Annotated in this window: 20 protein-coding genes; 10 read left to right on the top strand and 10 right to left on the bottom strand. The window is 72.8% G+C overall.

From position 1 onward, the window contains the following. The coding region (locus ACQUQ1_RS15415; RefSeq protein ID WP_435065206.1) for a peptidyl-tRNA hydrolase at positions 1-86 on the bottom strand (86 nt) is incomplete at its 3' end. Positions 87-298: 212 nt separating this feature from the next. Between ACQUQ1_RS15415 and ACQUQ1_RS15410 the strand changes: the two genes are divergently transcribed. The 6 genes from ACQUQ1_RS15410 to ACQUQ1_RS15385 all read left to right on the top strand — a co-directional run bounded on the left by ACQUQ1_RS15410 (position 299) and on the right by ACQUQ1_RS15385 (position 5,462). Next, complete coding sequence (locus tag ACQUQ1_RS15410) at positions 299-688, top strand: hypothetical protein (protein ID WP_435065202.1); 390 nt, start codon at positions 299-301, stop codon at positions 686-688. A gap of 85 nt (positions 689-773) precedes the next feature. Further along, positions 774-1,490, top strand: coding sequence for a YIP1 family protein (locus tag ACQUQ1_RS15405; protein ID WP_435065200.1), 717 nt, complete (start codon positions 774-776; stop codon positions 1,488-1,490). A gap of 146 nt (positions 1,491-1,636) precedes the next feature. Then, positions 1,637-2,965, top strand: a complete 1,329-nt coding sequence (locus ACQUQ1_RS15400; protein ID WP_435065199.1) for a PAS domain S-box protein — start codon at positions 1,637-1,639, stop codon at positions 2,963-2,965. A 171-nt stretch (positions 2,966-3,136) separates the two neighbouring features. After that, positions 3,137-3,796 carry a dCTP deaminase gene (gene dcd, locus ACQUQ1_RS15395; RefSeq protein ID WP_435065198.1) on the top strand — a complete coding sequence of 220 codons (660 nt, stop codon included), beginning with the start codon at positions 3,137-3,139 and terminating at the stop codon, positions 3,794-3,796. Continuing rightward, positions 3,793-4,755 carry a thiamine-phosphate synthase family protein gene (locus tag ACQUQ1_RS15390; protein ID WP_435065197.1) on the top strand — a complete coding sequence of 321 codons (963 nt, stop codon included), beginning with the start codon at positions 3,793-3,795 and terminating at the stop codon, positions 4,753-4,755. The genes dcd and ACQUQ1_RS15390 overlap by 4 nt, the downstream gene beginning before the upstream one ends. A 41-nt stretch (positions 4,756-4,796) precedes the next feature. Beyond that, positions 4,797-5,462, top strand: a complete 666-nt coding sequence (locus ACQUQ1_RS15385; protein WP_435065196.1) for a class I SAM-dependent methyltransferase — start codon at positions 4,797-4,799, stop codon at positions 5,460-5,462. Positions 5,463-5,528: 66 nt separating this feature from the next. Here the strand turns inward: ACQUQ1_RS15385 and ACQUQ1_RS15380 are convergent, their stop codons facing one another. Beyond that, positions 5,529-5,687 (bottom strand): DUF7563 family protein, encoded by a 159-nt coding sequence (locus tag ACQUQ1_RS15380; RefSeq protein WP_435065195.1) that lies wholly within the window; start codon positions 5,685-5,687, stop codon positions 5,529-5,531. 132 nt (positions 5,688-5,819) lie between these two features. On the opposite strand from ACQUQ1_RS15380, the gene ACQUQ1_RS15375 reads away from it, so the two are divergent. Both ACQUQ1_RS15375 and ACQUQ1_RS15370 read left to right on the top strand, forming a co-directional pair. After that, entirely contained in the window at positions 5,820-6,851 is a 1,032-nt protein-coding gene (locus ACQUQ1_RS15375) for a glutathione S-transferase family protein (protein WP_435065194.1), read from the top strand. Between the two features lie 178 nt (positions 6,852-7,029). Further along, positions 7,030-8,181, top strand: coding sequence for a pyridoxal phosphate-dependent aminotransferase (locus ACQUQ1_RS15370; protein ID WP_435065193.1), 1,152 nt, complete (start codon positions 7,030-7,032; stop codon positions 8,179-8,181). 8 nt (positions 8,182-8,189) lie between these two features. On the opposite strand, the gene ACQUQ1_RS15365 is transcribed toward ACQUQ1_RS15370, so the two are convergent. The 3 genes from ACQUQ1_RS15365 to ACQUQ1_RS15355 form a co-directional block, all read right to left on the bottom strand. Continuing rightward, entirely contained in the window at positions 8,190-8,624 is a 435-nt protein-coding gene (locus ACQUQ1_RS15365; protein WP_435065192.1) for a type II toxin-antitoxin system VapC family toxin, read from the bottom strand. Continuing rightward, positions 8,624-8,869, bottom strand: coding sequence for an AbrB/MazE/SpoVT family DNA-binding domain-containing protein (locus ACQUQ1_RS15360; RefSeq protein ID WP_435065191.1), 246 nt, complete (start codon positions 8,867-8,869; stop codon positions 8,624-8,626). Before ACQUQ1_RS15360 ends, ACQUQ1_RS15365 begins: the two co-directional genes overlap by 1 nt. A gap of 86 nt (positions 8,870-8,955) precedes the next feature. Further along, on the bottom strand, positions 8,956-9,690 hold the full coding sequence (locus ACQUQ1_RS15355; RefSeq protein ID WP_435065190.1) for a 3-oxoacyl-ACP reductase family protein: 735 nt from the start codon (positions 9,688-9,690) through the stop codon (positions 8,956-8,958). Between the two features lie 90 nt (positions 9,691-9,780). Between ACQUQ1_RS15355 and ACQUQ1_RS15350 the strand changes: the two genes are divergently transcribed. Further along, on the top strand, positions 9,781-10,911 hold the full coding sequence (locus ACQUQ1_RS15350; protein ID WP_435065189.1) for a molybdopterin-dependent oxidoreductase: 1,131 nt from the start codon (positions 9,781-9,783) through the stop codon (positions 10,909-10,911). Here the strand turns inward: ACQUQ1_RS15350 and ACQUQ1_RS15345 are convergent, their stop codons facing one another. The 5 genes from ACQUQ1_RS15345 to ACQUQ1_RS15325 form a co-directional block, all read right to left on the bottom strand. Continuing rightward, entirely contained in the window at positions 10,912-11,421 is a 510-nt protein-coding gene (locus ACQUQ1_RS15345; RefSeq protein ID WP_435065188.1) for an NUDIX domain-containing protein, read from the bottom strand. A gap of 163 nt (positions 11,422-11,584) precedes the next feature. Beyond that, positions 11,585-12,643, bottom strand: coding sequence for an isocitrate/isopropylmalate dehydrogenase family protein (locus ACQUQ1_RS15340; RefSeq protein ID WP_435065187.1), 1,059 nt, complete (start codon positions 12,641-12,643; stop codon positions 11,585-11,587). A 100-nt stretch (positions 12,644-12,743) separates the two neighbouring features. Beyond that, a complete protein-coding gene (locus tag ACQUQ1_RS15335; protein WP_435065186.1) occupies positions 12,744-13,913 on the bottom strand; it encodes a PrpF domain-containing protein in 1,170 nt (389 codons plus the stop codon). Positions 13,914-14,061: 148 nt separating this feature from the next. After that, positions 14,062-14,961, bottom strand: coding sequence for an isocitrate lyase/PEP mutase family protein (locus ACQUQ1_RS15330; RefSeq protein ID WP_435065185.1), 900 nt, complete (start codon positions 14,959-14,961; stop codon positions 14,062-14,064). Positions 14,962-15,044: 83 nt separating this feature from the next. Beyond that, on the bottom strand, positions 15,045-16,292 hold the full coding sequence (locus tag ACQUQ1_RS15325; RefSeq protein WP_435065184.1) for an MFS transporter: 1,248 nt from the start codon (positions 16,290-16,292) through the stop codon (positions 15,045-15,047). 353 nt (positions 16,293-16,645) lie between these two features. Here ACQUQ1_RS15325 and ACQUQ1_RS15320 point away from each other — a divergent pair, with 353 nt between their 5' ends. Then, positions 16,646-18,802 carry a dipeptide ABC transporter ATP-binding protein gene (locus ACQUQ1_RS15320; RefSeq protein WP_435065183.1) on the top strand — a complete coding sequence of 719 codons (2,157 nt, stop codon included), beginning with the start codon at positions 16,646-16,648 and terminating at the stop codon, positions 18,800-18,802. The last annotated feature ends 15 nt before the right edge of the window (positions 18,803-18,817 follow it).

The raw sequence follows: 18,817 nt of genomic DNA, 5'->3' as shown, positions 1-18,817 counted from the left end.
AGCGACGCGTGCGCGACCTGCGCGGCCAGCTTCCCGGTCCCCATCCCCAGGTCCGTGCGGACGACGACCGCCTGCTTTAGGCTCATACGTCGCCGTCGGCGGGGGCGGCGGAAAGCGCTTCGGGAGCGGGGCGGGGCGAGACCGCAAGGGCGGGACGGGGGGCACGATCGGGAGCCGGCGGGAACGGGGCGGGAGCGAGGCGGACGGCCCGGGCCGAGGGGACAAAAGCGCCCCCCACGAGTGCGCCGCCGCCGCACAGGCCGCGCGGGTTCAACACGCCGAGGGGCGTACCGGCGGTGTGAGCATCAGGAGCGACGACGGCGGCGACGACCGGCCCGACGCGGGCTCGTTCGCCGGCCACGGCATCCCCGACGGGCGGGTCCTCCTCGCGGGCGCGGCCCGGAGCATCGCCACGCCCCGGGGCGAGACGGTCCGCGTGGACGACCTGGCGCTGGCGACCGTGACGGCCGCCTTCCGCGAGTCGTACGCGGCCGCCGCCGGGGAGGAGCCGCCGGCCGACGTCGAGGCGGCGCTGGCGGACGCAGTCGCGTGGACCCGCAGGGAGGACGGCGGCGAGGAACTCGACGTGCGCGAGGAGCTGCTGCCGCGCTTCTACCGCCGGCTGGACGCCTTCCACGACGCCTACCACGGCGCCGAGCGGCCCGTGGTTGCCGACGACCCGTCGTAACCGTACCGACCCGACCCTCCGGGTCGTGACCGCGTCCCGCGGCGAACGACAAGACACTTGTCGGTACCCCGACATCCCACGGTCGATGGCAGGTCCCCGCACGCCCCTCCTCCGGCCGGACAGCTACTTCGCCGCCCACGACGGCTCGCCGCCGTTCGCGCACGCCGCGGCCGCCGTCGCCGTCGTCACGCTCGCCACCGCCGCCGGCCTCGCCGTCTTCCTCGGCGAGTTCGCCGCCGCGCTCGACGTCGCCGTCACCGTCGATAACCCCGCCTACCCCGGCGACGCGTTCTGCGAGAACTCGGCCTTCGAGGACACCCCCTCGGGCTGCGACGAGCCCGAGACGGTCGAGCGCGACCTGGGCGCGCTCGTCGCCGAGGAGCTGTCGTGGCTCCCCCCGGCCGCCGTCGCGCTCGTGCCCCTGTTCTGGGTCGTGCAGGCGGGCGTCCTCCACGCAGCGAGCGCGCTCGCCGACGGGTCGGGGCCGTTCGTCGACACGCTCGTCGTCGTCGCCTGGGGGATGGTCCCCGGCCTCGCGCGGATACTCGGCGTCGGCGCGCTGCTGGTGTACCGCCTGCGGACGACGCCCCTGTCCGGCGACCCCGAGAGCGCGCTCGCGACGCTGGAGGCGGCGGTCGCGGGGGTCGAGGCGGTCGCCCTGCTTGCGGCGCTCGTCGTCGGGCTGTGGGGCGGCGCGATCCGGACGTACGGGCTGGCGGAGGCGCGCGACCACACGCTCGGGGACGCCGCGGGCATCGTCGCCGTGCTCACCCTCGTCGGGCTGGTGTTCGAACTGTCGTGAGCCGACGACCGACCGGTTCCCGGCGGCCCCGCGCGGCCGCCGCGTTCGAGGGGAGTCCCGACCCCGGAGGCGACCGCGTCCGTTATCCGTCCTGTAAATCGGGACGCCGAGTTTAAGAAGGGGACTTCGAAACCGGGAGAGGAGACATGAGCGAGCGAGGGGGAATCTCCGTCCTGCACGTCGACGACGACCCCGCCTTCGCCGAGTTGGCCGCGGAGTTCCTCGAACGGGACGACCCCCGCATCGCCGTCGAGACCGCGACGGACGCCGACGGGGGGCTCGACCTGCTGGCCGACGGCGACGTCGACTGCGTCGTCTCCGACTACGACATGCCGGGACGGGACGGCATCGAGTTCCTCGAGGCCGTCAGCGAGGAGTATCCCGACCTCCCGTTCGTCCTGTTCACGGGCAAGGGAAGCGAGGAGGTCGCCAGCGAGGCTATCTCCGCCGGCGCGACCGACTACCTCCGGAAGACGTCCGGGACCAGCCAGTACACGGTCCTCGCGAACCGACTCACGAACGCCGTCGAACAGTACCGAACCCGCCTCGAACGACGGCGTCGCCGCGAACGGCGGAACCGACAGGGGGACGCCCTGCTCGAACTGACGACGGACGACGCCGTGACCGGCGGGGACTTCGAGGCGGCGCTCGAACGGATCGCCGAGACCGCGGCCGCGGTCCTCGAGGTCCCCCGCGTCAACGTCTGGCTGTTCGACGACGGGCGCGACACGCTCCGGTGCGTGGAGCACTTCGATCGGTCGTCCGGCACCCACGGGAGCGGGATGACCCTCGACGCGGAGGAGTACCCCGCGTACCTCGACGCGCTCGAGTCCAACCGGTCGATCGTCGCCGCGGACGCCGTCGAGGACCCGCGGACGGCCGAACTCGGGGACTACCTCGTCGAACACGACGTGGGCGCGCTGCTCGACGCGACGGTCCGGTCGGGGGGCGAGGTCCTCGGGGTGGTCTGTCACGAACACGTCGGCGGCCCCCGCGAGTGGACCGACGACGAGACCGAGTTCGCCAGCGACGTCGCCGAACTCGTCCACAGGGCGTACCGGAACCGCGAGCGCGTCGAGCGCAGGGCCGAACTCGAGACGACGCGGGCGCGGTTCCGCGCGCTGACGGAGAACACGACCCACGCGGTCGTGACCATCGACGACGACAGCACGGTCCGGTACGCCAACGACGCCGTCGAGGACGTCCTAGGGTACGGCCCCGAGGAGCTCGTCGGCGGGTCGCTGGAGACGATCCTCCCCGAGCGGTTCCGCGAGCCGCACCGCGAGGCGATCGCCCGGTACCTCCGGGAGGGCGACAAGCGACTCGACTGGGACTGGATCGAGCTTCCGGGGCTCCACCGGGACGGCCACGAGGTCCCGCTCGGGATCTCCTTCGGCGAGGCGACCGTCGACGGCGAGCCGCGGTTCACCGCCCTCGTCCGCGACCTCACCGAGCGCGAGGAGCGCGAACGGTAGCTCGAACGCCGAGGGCGGCGGCGCCGGTCCGCAGGGCGGCGCCGGTCGGCAGCGAAGCTCCGTGCGGGGCCGACGTGCCGCCCGGGACGCCGACCGACGGGTCCGGCGACGGCCACCGGGACCGACCCCGATGAGGGAAGCTTTAGGCCGCGGGCGGCCGCGCCTCCGGTAATGATACTCTCGGACACCGACATCCTCGCGCGGCTCCGGGACGGCGACCTCGTCGTCGACCCGCTCGACGACGTGGACACGCAGGTCCAGCCGGCCAGCGTCGACCTCCGGCTCGGGTCGGAGTTCCTCGAGTTCCGCCGGACGAACATTCCCTGCATCCACCCGAACGACGCCCGCGAGGTCGACGAGTACGTCGAGGAGACGCACGTGCCCGAGGGCGAGGACTTCATCCTCCACCCCGGCGACTTCGTGCTCGGGACGACGAAGGAGCGCGTGGAGGTCCCGGCGGACCTGCTCGCGACGGTCCAGGGCCGCTCCTCGTTGGGTCGGCTCGCAGTCGTCATCCACGCGACCGCCGGGATCGTGGACCCCGGGTACGACGGCCAGATAACCCTCGAACTGTCGAACCTCGGCGCCGCGCCGGTGGCGCTCTCGCCGGGGATGCGCGTCTCCCAGCTCATCTTCACGGAGCTGAAGACGCCCGCCGACCGCCCGTACGGCGCCGAGCGCGGCTCGAAGTACCAGGGCCAGTCCGGGCCGCAGGCGTCCCGCATCGGCGACGACCCCGAGTTCGCGGCGGGCGGGGGGGACGGAACGCTCGGCGGCGCCGGCGACGCTGACACACCGGGCGGCGGCGGTGCCGGGGGTGGGGAGCCGTGAAGTTCGTCGAGGAGGTCGTCGTCGAGGAGTTCCTCCCCACGGTGCGCTCGATGCTCGCCGAGGAGCTCCGCGACCGCGACCTCACCCAGCGCGAGGTGGCCGACGCGCTCGGCATCAGCCAGTCGGCCGTGTCGAAGTACGCCCACGGCGAGGTGGCGACGAACGACCGCGTCGCCGCCGACTCCCGGGTGCGCGAGACGGTCGAGCGCGTCGCCGAGGGGCTCGCCGCCGGCGACGTGAGCCGGGTCGCCGCGCTGGTCGAGCTGGAGGTGCTGATCCGCCGGCTGGAGGCGGGCGACCTGCTCGCGGAGCTCCACGAGACGGCGATGCCCGAGCTCGCGGACGCGGAGTACGACTTCGCGGTCCACGACCCCGACAGCGGCCTGCGCGACCGCGAGCGGACGCTGTCGTCGCTGCGGCGCGGCCTGCGCACGCTCACCTCGGCGTCGGGGTTCGCCGGGCTCATCCCGAACGTCGGCTCGAACCTCGTCGAGTGCGTCCCCGACGCCGTCGACATCGACGACGTGGCGGCGGTCCCCGGCCGCATCTTCGACGTGAAGGGGCGGGCGACCGTCCCGAGCGACCCGGAGTTCGGCGTCAGCGAGCACGTCGCCGGCGTGCTGCTGTCCGCGCGCGACGCCGGCGTCGACGCCCGCGCGGCGGTGAACGTCCGGTACGACCCGGACCTGGTGGCGGCGCTCGTCGACGCCGGACACCCGGCCGTGGAGTTCCAGCCGCGCGAGGGCGACGAGACCGACGCCGGCGCCCCCGACGACCCGGTCCGCGCGGCGCTGGAGGAAGCCGACGACGGCGAGGGTGTCGGCGACGGGGACGGGGATGTCGGCCCCGACGGGACAGTCGCCGTCTACCAGACCGGCGGTGTCGGGATCGAGCCGGTGCTGTACGTGATCGGCCCGGACGCGCCGACGGTGGCGCGGGTCGTCCGGGACCTGCTGTAGCCGTGGCTCCCCTCCCGGACCCGCCGACCCCGACGGCCTCGATGTCCGCGCCCGAGTTCTACACCCGCGTCGCCCGCCTGTACGACGCGCTCGCCAGGCGCGGGCCGTTCGTCGGGGGGCTCCGGGAGGCGCTCGCGGACGCGCTCGATCCGGGGCCGGGGGCGACGGTCGTCGAGTTCGGCTGCGGCACGGGCGCGAACCGACCGTACGTCGAGGCGGCCGTCGGCGACGGCGGGACGTACGTCGGCGTCGACTTCGCCCCCGGCGTCCTCCGGGTCGCCCGCGAGCGGGGGCGCGCCCGCGACGACGACCCCGGCGCGTTCGTCCGCGGCGACGCGACCCGGCCGCCGCTGCGGGACGACCGGATCGACGCCTGCTTCGGGGCGTTCGTGACGGGAATGCTCCCCGACCCGGCGGCGGCGGTCCGGACCTGGGCCGACCTCGTCGGCCCGGGCGGGCGGGTCGCGCTGCTGGATCTCGCGCGGACGACGCGGTCGTGGTGGCGCGCGCTGAACCCCGCCTTCCGGCTGTTCGTCCGCGCGGGGTCGCCGCCGGGGACGGCGCGGTCGCTGGAGCGGTCGCCGGCGGCCGTCCAGGACGGGCGCGTCGCGGCGGCCCACCGCGCGCTGCGGGACGTCTGCGCGGACGCGACGTACCGGACGCTCCTCGGGGGGTTCGCGCGCGTCTCGGCGGGGACCGTGGAGTAGCGCGGGTCGCGGGGAGCGGGAGACCCGACGGCGGGAACGCGACGCCGCGGCCGCGCCGGGACGACGCTATCCGCGGGTGGCGCGCGCCTCGCGCACCTCCGCGCCGTCGCGCACGAGGTCCTCACACCGCGGGCACACCCGCGGCCCGGCCGCGTCGTCCGGCGCGAACACCCGCGCGTACTGTTCGGTCACGATCGACTCGCAGTTCTGGCACCTCCGTCCCATGGGTACGCCTCCCGTCCGATCGGATATAATTTTGTGGGCCGGTTCCGGAAACTATAGTCCCGGGATCGCTCGTGCGCGGCCCCGCCGAACCGGCGCACGCCTTTACCCGCTGCCGACCGAAGGGATCGGTACATGAGCGACGCGACCAACATGCTCGTCGACGGCGAGTGGCGCGTCGGCGTCCGCCGCGACACCGGCGACTCCGGCGAGTTCGAGCGAAGCGAGACGAGCTTCCGCGACTGGATCGACGGCTCGGTCCCCGAGCCCGGGGCCGACCCGGTCGAGAACCCCCGGTTCCCCGCCGAGCCGGACCGCTACCACGTGTACATCTGCCGGGCGTGCCCGTGGGCCCACCGCGTCGCGCTGACGCGCTCGCTGAAGGGGCTGGAGGACGTCATCTCGCTGTCGCTGACGCAGCCCGAACGGTACGACGAGGGGTGGGAGTTCTCCGAGGAGCAGCCCGACCCGCTGTACGGGGCGGACTACCTGCGGGAGATCTACCAGCGCGCGGACGACGAGTACACCGGGCGCGTGACGGTGCCCGTGCTGTGGGACAAAGAGCGCGAGACCATCGTCAACAACGAGAGCGAGGAGATCATGCGGATGCTCGACACCGCCTTCGACGACCTCGGCAACGGGGTCGACCTGTGGCCCGAGGGGTACCGCGAGGAGGTGGACGAGCGCATCGCCGACATCTACCCGCGCATCAACAACGGGGTCTACCGCGCGGGCTTCGCGAGCACGCAGGAGGCGTACGACGAGGCGGTGAACGAGCTGTTCGACGCGCTCGACGAGTACGACGACCTGCTCGCCGACCGGCGGTACCTCGCGGGCGACCGCCTCACCGAGGCGGACGTGGCGATGTTCGCCACCCTGGTGCGGTTCGACCACGTGTACCATACCCACTTCCGGTGCAACCGCCGCGGGATCCACGAGTACGACCACCTCTGGGAGTACACGAAGGACGTGTACCAGACGCCCGGCGTCGAGCAGACCGTGAACATGGACCACATCACCCGCCACTACTACGGCTCCCACGAGAGCCTCAACCCCAAGCGGCTCGTGCCGACGGGGCCGGACATCGACTTCACGGAGCCGCACGACCGCGACCGGCTCCCGGGCGGCCCGCCCGCCGAGCTGGCGCCGGACGCGACGGCGGACTGAGCGGGGGGTCGGAAACCGCCGGGAACCCCCTCACGGCCCGAGGCGCCGCCGCCGATCCGCCGTCCGGTCGCGCTCCCCCGGGTCCCGGTCTCCGGTCCCGGGCCCGTTCCCCCGACCCCGAAGCCTCGCGTTCTGCAGCCACACGTAGCTTCAACACGCCCGGTACCCACCCACCGGTATGCCCGAGCCCACCGCCCGCGTCAGGAACTGCGACCGCTCCCGGATCCGCGTGATGTTCGACCTCGCGCAGGAACTCGAACGCGAGGGCCGCGACCTCGTCCGCCTGGAGGTGGGCGAGCCGGACTTCGACACCCCAGAGCACGTCGTCGACGCCGCCGCGGCGGCCGCCCGCGGGGGCCACACCCACTACACCTCGAACGCCGGCCTCCCCGAACTCCGGGAGGCGATCTCCGACACGCTCGTCCGCGAGTACGACGTGGAGCACGCCGCCGACGAGATCCTCACGACCACCGGGGGAATGGAGGCGCTCCACCTCGCCGTGCTCGCGACCGCCGAGCCCGGCGGCGAGGTCCTGCTCCCCTCGCCCTCGTGGCCGAACTACTGGACGCAGGCGCGCCTCGCCGACGCCGTCCCCGTCGAGGTGCCGATGCCGGCGCCGGACTACGACCTGGACGCCGACACCGTGATCGCGGAGATGAGCGACGAGACCTCGGTCGTGATGCTGTGTTCCCCCTCGAACCCGACCGGCCGCGTCGCCGACCCCGACGAGGTCCGGGCGGTGGTCGACGCCGCCTCCGACCACGGCGCCTACGTGATCGCCGACGAGGTGTACGCGAAGCTCACCTACGACCGCGACCCCACGGGCGTCGCGGCGCTGACGGGCCACCCGGACCACGTGCTCACGGTCGGCTCCTGCTCGAAGACGTACGCGATGACGGGCTGGCGCGTCGGCTGGCTCGCCGGCGACCCGACGGTCGTCGACGAGGCGACGAAGGTCAGGGAGTCCACGACCGCCTGCACCGGGAGCGTCGCCCAGCACGCCGCGATCGCGGCGCTCACCGGGCCGCAGGAGCCCGTCGAGGCGATGTACGACGCCTTCCGCGAGCGCCGCGACTACGTCGCCGACCGGCTCTCGGACATGGACGGCGTAACCGCGCCCGAACCGGAGGGCGCCTTCTACGCGTTCCTGAACCCCGACACCGACGAGGCGAGCCTCCCGCTGGCGAGGCGACTGTGCGAGGAGGCGGGCGTCGTGCTCGCGCCCGGCGACGGCTTCGGCGCTGCCGGCCGCGGGCAGTTGCGGCTCTCGTTCGCCAACTCGATGGAGCGCCTGGAGGAGGGGCTGGACCGGCTGGAGGAGGCGCTGTAAGCGTCGATTCAGTCGGGGCGGAACGGGTTCGTGTCGGAGTCCAGTCGATACACGTCGTCGATCCCGTCGAAGTCGTCGTCGAAGGCGTACAGGTAGCCGAGCCCAGCGGTCCGCATGTACGCGACGATCGCGGCGTCGACGAACGAGAGCCGCCGGTGTCGACGGAACGCGGACTTCGCCGAGGCGTGGACGGATCCCGTGACGGACTCGATATGGACGTTCGCGTTCTCCTCGACCCGGTCGAGGAAATCGACCGCCGCGTCGTGCCCGGCGTGGGTCGTGAGTCCGTTGAGCGTCTCCGCGAGAACGTATTCGAGCACGACTCCCTGGGGGAGAGAACCGGAGTCGATCCCTCGGACGATGCCGAGCCCCTCCTCGTGGGCGGCGTCTCGGCGGTAGGCTGCCGCGAAGAGGACCGACGTGTCGACGAGCGCGCGCGGCACTACTCGACTCCCCAGTCGTCGTGATCCGTCGCCGCGTCGGTGTCCGCCGCGCCGTCGTAGCCGTCGAACTCGGCGAACGTCCCCTCGCGCTGCTGGACGACCTCGACACGAAGCGTCCCGTCGTCGCGGATCTCCCAGCGAAGGTGATCGCCGTCGTCGATGTCCAACTCGCGTCGGATCCGTGCCGGGATGTTCGCCTGATTCCCCGACACGGTACTCTCGGCGTCGGCGGCGGTATCGCTCATACGCGACGGTACGGCCGGTTCGGATAAAAATATAGTGTGAAATCACACTAGCCGGTCGATCCGCTCACAGCACCCCGTCCGCCCGGCTATCGCATCAGCTCCCCGCCGTTCACGTTCAGCGTCTCGCCGGTGACGAACCGCGCGTCCCGGAGGTACGCGACCGCCTCCGCGATGTCCTCCGGCCGGCCGTAGTACCCCATCGGGATCCCCGCCAGTTCCTCCTCCCTCTCCTCGGGAGACCGGTCGGCGGTCATGTCCGTCTCGACGTGCCCCGGCGCGACCGCGTTCACCCGGATGTCCGGCGCGAAGTCGCGCGCGTGGCTCTTCGTCACCGACAGCAGCGCCCCCTTCGAGCCGGCGTAGTGCACCTCGATCGGCGCGCCGGTGTACGCGAGGATCGAGGAGACGTTCGTCACCGAGGGCGTGGGATCGGCGTCGCTCGCGCGGAGGTGCGGGAGCGCGGCCTTGGTCACGTTGAACGCCGAGTTCACGTTCACGTCCATCACGCGGTCGAAATCCCCCGGGTCGAGGTCCTCGGTGTAGACGTGCTGGTCGATGCCGGCGTTGTTGACGACGTGGTCGAGCCTGCCGAACTCCTCGACCCCGGCGTCGACGAGGCGCGCGGCGTCGTCGGGGTCGGACACGTCGGCCTGTACCACCGTCGCCCCCCGTCCGTGGTCGCGGACGGCCGCGGCGGTCTCGGCGGCGGCGTCCTCGGAGGTGCGGTAGTTGACGACGACGTCGAAACCGTCGGCGGCGAAGCGCTCCGCGACCGCGGCGCCGATGCCGCGGGAGGAGCCGGTGACGAGCGCGACTGGCATACCGGGGGCGACGGCCGAGCGGGACTTGGGCGTTGCCGTCGCGGGCGACGCGCCCGCGGACCTATTTCGGTCGAGCGCGTACGGCCCTCCGTGTCGAAGCGCCCCGTGCGGGACTCCCTCACTCGGGTCCGCGCCGCCGCCGGCCGCGCCCTCCGCCGCGTCGAGCCGCCGGCCCGCGTCGTGGACTGGGCCATCGCGGTCGCCGTGGCCGTCGAGGTCGCCTCCGGGCTCTACTCGTTCACGCGCGGGACCCCGAGCGGCGCGTGGGTGTTCTGGCTCCACTCGACGGTCGGCCTGACGCTCGTGGCGCTCGTGGGGTTCAAACTGTACCGGGTCCGCCGGCGCGTCGCGTCGACGGCGACGTGGGACCGCTTCACCCCGCTGTCGGTGCTCCAGGCGGCCGTCACGCTCGCGGCCCTCGGGACGGGCCTGTTCTGGGTGCTCGGGGGCAACGTCCCGGTCCTCGCGTGGACCACCCTGAACCTCCACGTCGGCCTCGGCCTGCTGCTCGTTCCGCTGGTGCTGTGGCACCTCCGCGGGCGGTACCACTCCCCGCGCGACGTCGACCTCGACCGGCGGGCCGCCCTCCGCACGGGGGCGCTCCTGGTCGCGGGCACCGTCGCGTGGCGCGCGACCGAGGCGGCCGACCGCGCGCTCGGCGGGGCGAGCCGGCGGTTCACCGGGTCGAAGCCGACGGGCGACCTGTACGACACCGAGACGGAGGGCGGCGGCTTCCCCGTCACCTCGTGGGTCGCCGACGACCCCGACCCGGTCGACCGGGGCGAGTGGACGCTCTCCGTGCACGGGCTGGTCGAGGCGGAACTGGACCTCCCGTACGACGACCTCGCCGGCGACGGCCCCGAGCGCCAGGTCGAGGCGACGCTCGACTGCACCTCTGGGTGGTACACGGTACAGGAGTGGGGCGGCGTCCGCGTCGGCGACCTGCTCGACTCGGCCGGCGCGAGCGACGACGCCCGGTACGTCCGCTTCACCTCGGTCACGGGCTACCGGTGGTCGCTCCCGGTCGCGGAGGCGCGCGACGCCCTGCTGGCGACGCACGTCCGCGGCGACCCCCTCTCGCACGGCCACGGCGCCCCCGCGCGGCTGGTGGCGCCGGGACGGCGGGGGTTCCAGTGGGTGAAGTGGGTCGAGTCGGTCGAGGTACGCGAGCGGGGCGACCCGATGCAGTGGCTGGTGACGCTGATCTCCGGGTTCGGGTGATCAGTCTCCGTCGGTCCCGCCGCCGGCCGCGGCGTCGGTCTCCGGCGGACTGACCACGTGGACGGGCCCCTCCGCCGCCAGCGCGTCCGCGACCCCTCCGGGAAAGAACGGCGCGTCGGCCGCCCGCAGCGCGTCCAATGTCCGCCAGTACGCCTCGTACTCGAACCGGTCGTCACCCTCGCCGTCGACGCCGCGGAAGCGGTCGCGGTCGTACAGCGAGTCGTCCGCGAACGTCGCCTCGCGCACGACCGCGAACTCGTGGTGGGACCCGCCCTCGTACTCGAACAGGTTCTCGACGGTGCAGACGACGGGACCGGCGTCGACGGCGGCGCCGAGTTCCTCGCGGAACTCGCGTTCGAGCGCCGCGTCGCTGGGTTCGCCGGGTTCGATCCCCCCGCCGATGAAGCGGTGGAAGTGCGTGTCGTCGGTGCCGGGGAGCCGCTGGACGAGATACGCGCCGGTGTCGGGGCGACGGAGGGCGCCGAGGGCGACGCCGCGGATGTCGGGCATGGGTCCGGCCGGTTTCGTGGCTGCGAAGTATCGGTTCCGGTTCGAGAGCGGGTCGCGCGATACGCCGCGGGACTCCCGAACCGACGCTTCCGGGTCCGACCGACGTCCGCCGACGGGGACGTGACCGATCCGGCGGCCCGCGGACCGTCGCCCCTCGCCCGGATCAGAGCCGCGACCTGAGGTCGGAGACGACGGCCTCGGTCCCCGCCGACCCCCCCAGATCGGGCGTCCGGGGCGCCGATCCGTCGGCCAACTGGTCGGCGACGCCGTCCCAGAGCGCGTCCGCGACGTCCCCCTCCCCCAGGTCGTCGAACAGGAGCGACCACGACAGGACGGTCGCGAGCGGGTTCGCGACGCCGTCGCCGACGATGTCCGGGGCGCTCCCGTGCACCGGCTCGAACATCGACGGGTACTCCGGGCCCGGGTGAACGTTCCCGGACGGGGCCAGTCCCATGCTCCCGGTGATCTGGGCGCCGATGTCCGTGAGGACGTCGCCGAAGAGGTTCGATGCGACCACCACGTCGAACTCGTGGGGGCGGCGGATCAGGTCCATCGCCGCCGCGTCCACGAGCAGCCGTTCGACCTCGACCGACGGGAACTCCGCGGCCACCTCCTCGACGATGTCGTCCCAGAACACCATGCTGTGGGCCTGCGCGTTCGACTTCGTGACGCTGGTCAGGTGCCCCTCCCGTTCGGTCGCGGCCTCGAACGCCGCGCGGATGATCCGCTCGGTCCCGCGGCGGGTGAACAGCGCCGACTGGACCGCCGTCTCGTGGTCGAAGCCCCGGTGCTCCCTCCCGCCGATGTCGGCGTACTCGCCCTCGGTGTTCTCCCGGTACACCACGAAGTCGACGTCGCCGCCGCCGTAGCCGCGGAGCGGGCTCTCGATGCCGTCGAAGAGCACGTTCGGCCGCTCGCAGACGTACTGGTCGAGCCCCTTCCGGATCGGCAACAGGAGCCCGTGGAGCGTCACGTGGTCCGGGACCTCCGGGTGGCCGACGGCGCCGAGGAAGATCGCGTCGAACTCGGCGAGCCGGTCGAGCCCGTCGTCGGGCATCATCTCCCCGTGATCGAGGTAGTACTCGGTTCCCCACTCGAACCGCGTCGTCTCGAACGCCGCCCCCCGTTCCTCGGCCGCGTCCGCGACGAACGGGAGCGTCGCGTCCACGACCTCCGGCCCGATCCCGTCGCCCGGGATGACGGCGATCTCGTAGGCGTTCACAGCCGACGGACTCGGGAGGCACCCATTTGAACGTTGGTACCACGGAGCGTCGGTCGGATCCGGGACGGGCCGCGAGCGACTGTGCCGCCGGGCGGTCCGGTCACTCGACGGGGTCGCGGTGGTAGAACCTGCCGTCGGCGAGCAGCCGGGCGGTTCGACCGACGCGGACGCGCTCGACCGTCGGCTCGCCCGCGCGCGTCCCCGTCTCGACGCCGATCGTGATCGTCCCCTTCGGGTGGCCGATGGTCACGTCCGAGCCGGCGGCCCCTCCCGTGTCTCCGGTCCCGCTCGCGAACTCGGCCGGGATCGTCCCGTCGAGCCGGGTCGCCGCGGCGAGACACATCGCGCCGGTCGTCGCGTACGAGTGGTGGGGGGTCCCCGTCGTCACGATGCGGGCCGTGACGTCGACGTCGTCGGCGTCGACGCGGTCGCCGGAGACGGTATCGAACGACCGCGGCTCGGAGACGAGCGCGATCTGCGGGACCGCCGGCCGCTCGTCGACGGCGTCGCGTCGGTCGTCGACGAGGCCCAGCCGCTCGCACGCGGCGCCCCGTATCAGTTCGAGCCGGTCCAGCAGGTCCGGGTCGTCAAGCTCGTCGGGGAGCTCCGTGCCGCCGAGGCCGAGATCGCGTGCCCTGAGGAACACGTTGGGGTTCGCGGCGTCGACGATCGAGACGTCGTAGTCGTCGCCGTCGACCGTCAGCGTCTCGCGGCGCGCGCCGGTCGGGACCAGCCGGCCGGTGACGGAGCCGCCCGGGTCGCGGAAGTACGAGTCGATCCGGGCGCCCGTTCCCGGGACCCCGTCGACGCGGTACTCGCCGCGGACCGCCGGCTCCCCGTCGGCGACGGGGACGACCTGGTCGACGTACGTGTCCGTGTTCGTGTTGTGGAGGACCAGCTCCGTCTCGGGCCCCTCGGCGTCGACGAGGCCCGACAGCAACGCGAAGACGCCGACGCCGCTCGTCAGGTTCCCGCAGTTGCCCGACCAGTCGACGGTCGCGTTCTCGATCCCGACCTGCCCGAACGTGTACGCGACGTCGGCGTCCGGCCGGTCGGACTCGTCGACGATCATCGCCTTGCTCGTGTGGGAGTTCCCCCCGCCGATGCCGTCGATCTGGAGCGGGTCGGGCGTGCCGAACAGGTCGATGAGAACCTCGTCCCGCCGCTCGCCGGCCGGCGGCAACCGGTCGGGCGTCACGTACAGTCCCCTGCTCGTTCCGCCGCGGATCAGGGTCCCCCGAACGTATCCTTGAAGCGACTGGTCCACCATGCCGTCGGGCTCGTGTCCCTCCGGGGTAGGTGTTGTGTCGGAGCGGGGTCTCACATCCCGCGGGACCCCTCCCCGGGTCCCCGCCCCGGTCGCGCCCGTCCCGCGAGCGACCCGACGTCGCTCGTGAACCGAGCCGATCCGGCGGGTGTCAGCCGTCGTCGGTCGCGAACCGCTCTTCGAGGTCGTCGACCGCCGGCTTCCCGATCAGGTCCGTGTAGTAGTCCCAGTCGACGACGGCGTCCGGCGCCTCGTGCTCCTCGGACGTCTCGACCGCCGTCGCGAGTTCCTCCAGCCCGCGTTTCATCCCCGCGGTCGCGGCGGCGGTGATGAGCCGCGGGTAGATGACGACGTCGACCCCCATCTCCTCGAGGCGCGGGGCCGGGATCAGCGGCGTCGTCGGGCGGCTCCGGACGCCGAACCCCATGTTGACGGAGAGCGGCGCCTCGACCTCGGCCGCGACGCGACGGATGTCCTCCGCCGAGCGCAGCGCGTCCGCGAAGACGACGTCGGCGCCGGCGTCGGCGAACGCGTTCAGCCGTCGGATCGCCTCGTCGAGCCCGAGCGGCTCGGTCGCGTCGGTCCGCGCCTTCAGGAGTAGCTCCGGCGCGTGCTCGTCGCGCGCGTCCGCCGCCGCCTCGATCTTCGCCACGGCCTCCTCGAACGGGACGACGGACTTGCCCGCCATGTGGCCGCACCGCTTCGGCCACTCCTGGTCCTCGATCATGACGGCCGCAGCGCCCGCGTCCGCCAGCCTCCGGACCGTGCGATGGACGGAGACCGCGTTGCCGTAGCCGGTGTCGGCGTCGACCCAGATCGGAACGTCGACCGCGTCGGTGATCTCGCGCGACTGGTCGGCGACGTCCGGCAGCGTGAGGAAGCCGACGTCGGGCTGTGCGAGCCGGCTGTTGGAGACGCCGGCGCCGGAGAGGAACCCGCTCTCGAACCCCTGTCGCTCGACGAGCCGCGCGCTGATGCCGTCGTAGACCCCCGGGACGACCGTGATCTCCGGCTCGGCGACCGACTCCGCCAACCGCTGACGTCCGTACATACGGGTCGTCGATGGCCCGATCGTAAAGTACCGATCGGACGAGCGATCGGGGGCCGCGTCCCGGGGGGCGATCGAGTGCCGCGTCACGAGGGGTCGAACAGCCAGAGGAGCACGGAGAGGACGGTCGCGACGAGCAACGCCGCGACGAGGACCCCGAAGGCCGGTCGGAGCCCGGCCGTCTCCGAGAGCACGCCGACGAGGGCGGGGGAGGACGCCCCGGCGACCATCTGTATCGTCCGCACCGCGCCGAGGCTCCCGCCGGCGACCGACGCGGGGATGACCGACATCAGGTACGCGCCACGAACCGGGCGGTAGCCGTGTGCGCCGATCCCGAGACAGACGACGGCCCCGCCCAGCACGAGGGGGCCGGCGACGCCGGACAGGAGGAGTATCGCCCCCAGCCCCGCCGTCGCCAGCCCGACCGTGAGCGCGACGAGGGGGAGCTCCCCCGTCCGGTCGCTGATCTCCCCGGTGAGCAACTGGACGAGGCTCACCGCGAACAGCGCGCTGAACAGCAGGCTCGCCGTGGTCGACCCGAGCCCGGCCTCCCGCGTGAAGTACAGCGGGAGGAACGCGAGCGTGGCGTTGTAGGCGAACGAGAACAGCGTCGTGACGAGGACGAACGTGGAGAACCGCCACTCGCGGAACAGCGCGCCGTACTCGCGGATCGGGACGGCCGTCCCGTCGTCGGCGCCGTCCGTGCCGGCGTCGGTCGCGCCCGTCCCCTCGTCCGGAAGCCGCCGGGGGACGCGGGCGACGAAGGCGACGGTGACGGCGATCCCGACGGCCCCGGCGACGAGGAACGTCGTCCGCCAGCCGGCGCCGACCAGCCCGGGCGCGGCCGCGAAGAGGACCACCGCGGCGGGCGCCGCCGCGCCGCCGAACGTCCCGAAGGTGTCGAACACGCCGAGCGCGCGCCCGGTCCGCTCCGGGTACGTCCGCGAGAGCACCCGGATGCCGACGGTCTTGACCGGTCCGGTGCCGGCGCCGATCGTCAGCATGGCGCCGACGAGGACGGCCAGCGGGCTGTCGACGGCCAGCGCGAGCGCCCCGACTGCCGCGAGCCCCGTCCCCGCGCCGATGACGCCCACGGAGCTGAACCTGTCCGCGAGGAGTCCCGACGGGAACTGTACGACCGCGTAGACCAGGAGGAGCCCGCTGAACGCCGTCCCCAGGACCGCCGCCGAGACGTCGTACACGCCCGCGAGCCGCTCGAACAGCGGCGGGAACGCGAAGCGGACGAACTTGGCCAGGAACCACAGCGCGGAGGTGAGCACGATCGCGTCGAAGCGGCCGACCCGGCCGAGCAGCGACCGGCGTTCGTCCCTCACCACGGGCGCTCTCGGCAGTCGAGTCCGCCGGTCGTCGTGGCTCCCCGTCGGCGCCGCGGGAAGCGAGGACCGTTCGACCGGGCGCCCGAGCGCGGACGAAACGCGGGACGCGAGGGAGCGAACGAGGTGAGCGACCGAGCGTCCCGCCCGGAGGGCCGTCGTCCCGTCATGTCGGTTCCCAGTGCGATCCGAGGGTTCTTAACTTGCTGTATGATATCCCGTAGCAGGATGGATCGACGTGGACGCGGCGTTCCGTCTCCGGTGAGCGAGTATCCCGCTCGTACTGCGGCGAGCGACGACATCCCCCGCACGGGCGCGACCGCCGCTCGACGGTCGCCCGCCGGCGTACGGGGATGACGCTTCTCGACGTCGACGACCTCGCGGTTCGGTACGACACCCGGGAGGGGCCGCTCCACAGCGTGAACGGCGTCTCGTTCGGCATCGACGACGGCGTCAACTACGCGCTGTCGGGCGAGTCGGCCTCCGGGAAGTCGACGACCGCGAAGGCGATCCTCGGCCTGCTTCCGGACCACGCGGAGGTGGTGTCGGGCGAGATCGAGTTCGAGGGACGCGACCTGCGCTCGCTGACGCCGTCGGAGCGACAGGACCTGCTCTGGGAGGAGATCGCGTTCATCCCGCAGACGGCCATCGACGCCCTCGACCCGGTGATGACGGTCGGGGCACAGATCAGGCAGGCGATCCAGACCCACCGGGAACTCTCCGAGCGCAACGCCCGTCGGCGCGCCCGCGAGCTGTTCGAGATGGTCGGGCTCGACCCCGCGCGGACGGGCGACTACCCGCACCAGTTCTCGGGCGGGATGCGCCAGCGCGTCGTCATCGCGATGGCGCTCGCGCTGGATCCGAAGCTGATCATCGCCGACGAGCCGACGACGGGGCTGGACGTGATCGTCCAGGACAAGATCATCGACAACATCCTCCAGATCCAGGAGGAGACCGACAGCTCGCTGCTGCTCATCACCCACGACCTGAGCGTCATCGCCGAGACCTGCGACGAGATGTCGGTGATGTACGGCGGGGAGGTGATGGAGCAGGGGCGCGTCGAGAACCTCCTGCTCAACCCCACGAACCCGTACACGATGGGGCTGAAGAACGCGTTCGCGGCGCTCGACGACGACGACGGGGATCTGGTCTCGGTCCCGGGGGAACCGCCGAGCCTCGACTCGGAACCGACGGCCTGCGTCTTCGAGCCGCGGTGCCCGTTCGCGACCGAGGACTGCGCGACGACCGAGCCGGAGCTGGAGGCGCTCCCCTATCGAAACCAGCGGGTCGCGTGTCACAACGCGGACCGGGCGGCGCGGATCCGCCGCGACGCCGAGGACGCCTCCACGTGGGGCGGGAGCACGGACGGGTCGCGGTCCGACGACGGCGAGGTGCTGCTGGAGGTCGAGGACCTCTGCAGGTGGTACGAGCGCTCGGAGTCGCTGCTGGGCCGCCTCCCCATCGGCGGCGTCTCGCCGACCGTGACCGGGATTTCGAACAGCCTCCGCCAGTGGTACGAACAGCGCGGCGAGATTCTCAACGAGGTGCTCAGCGACGACGGGTCGCACGTCCGCGCCGTCGACGGCGTCTCGCTGTCCGTCGCACGCGGGGAGATCGTCGGCGTCGTCGGCGAGTCCGGCTGCGGGAAGACGACGCTGGGGCAGACGCTCGCGCTCCTGGAGGACCCGACCGAGGGCGGGTTCAGGTTCGATGGCCGCTCGCACGAGTACTATCAGGACGGCAACCTCCAGTCGTTCCGGCAGAAGCTGCAGATCGTCTTCCAGAACCCCTACGACTCGCTGAACCCGCGGCTGACGGTCGAGCAGTTGGTCAAGGAGCCGCTGACGATCCACGGATACCGGACCGACGAGAGAGCCGAGGCCGTCCGGGAGACGCTCGAACAGGTCGGGATGGCGCCCGCCGAGCACTACCTGGAGAAGTACCCGAACGAGCTGTCGGGCGGCCAGCGCCAGCGCGTCGCCATCGCCCGCGCGCTCGTCATCGACCCCGACTTCCTCATCTGCGACGAGCCGGCGTCGATGCTCGACGTCTCGCTCCAGGCGGAGGTGCTCAACCTGCTCCGCTCGCTGGCGAACACCCGGGGGATCGGCGTGCTGTACATCTCCCACGACCTCGCGAGCCTCACGCGGATCGCCGACCGGCTGTCGATCATGTACCTCGGGCGGTTCGTCGAGCGGGGGCGGACCGAGCGCGTCGTGAGCGACCCGAAACACCCCTACACCGAGGCGCTGCTCTCGGCCGTCCCAGAGACGGACCCGCGCGGGAGCCGCGAGCGCGTCATGCTCGACGGGAAGCCGGCCGACCCGGAGGGAGCGCTCCCGGGGTGCCGGTTCGCCCCCCGCTGTCCGAAGGCGACCGACGCGTGTCTGGAGGAGGAGCCCGAACTCGACGCGTGGACGGAACCGGACCACTCGGCGGCGTGTCTCCACCCGGCGGAACGCCCGGAACCCGACGAGCCCGTGCGGGTCGGCGAATCGGCCGACGACTGACCGCGCGAACGACCG

Origin of the sequence: Halobaculum sp. EA56 (assembly GCF_051195075.1) — an archaeon.
Lineage (GTDB): Archaea > Halobacteriota > Halobacteria > Halobacteriales > Haloferacaceae > Halobaculum.
This window is presented reverse-complemented; position numbering and strand designations above follow the sequence as displayed.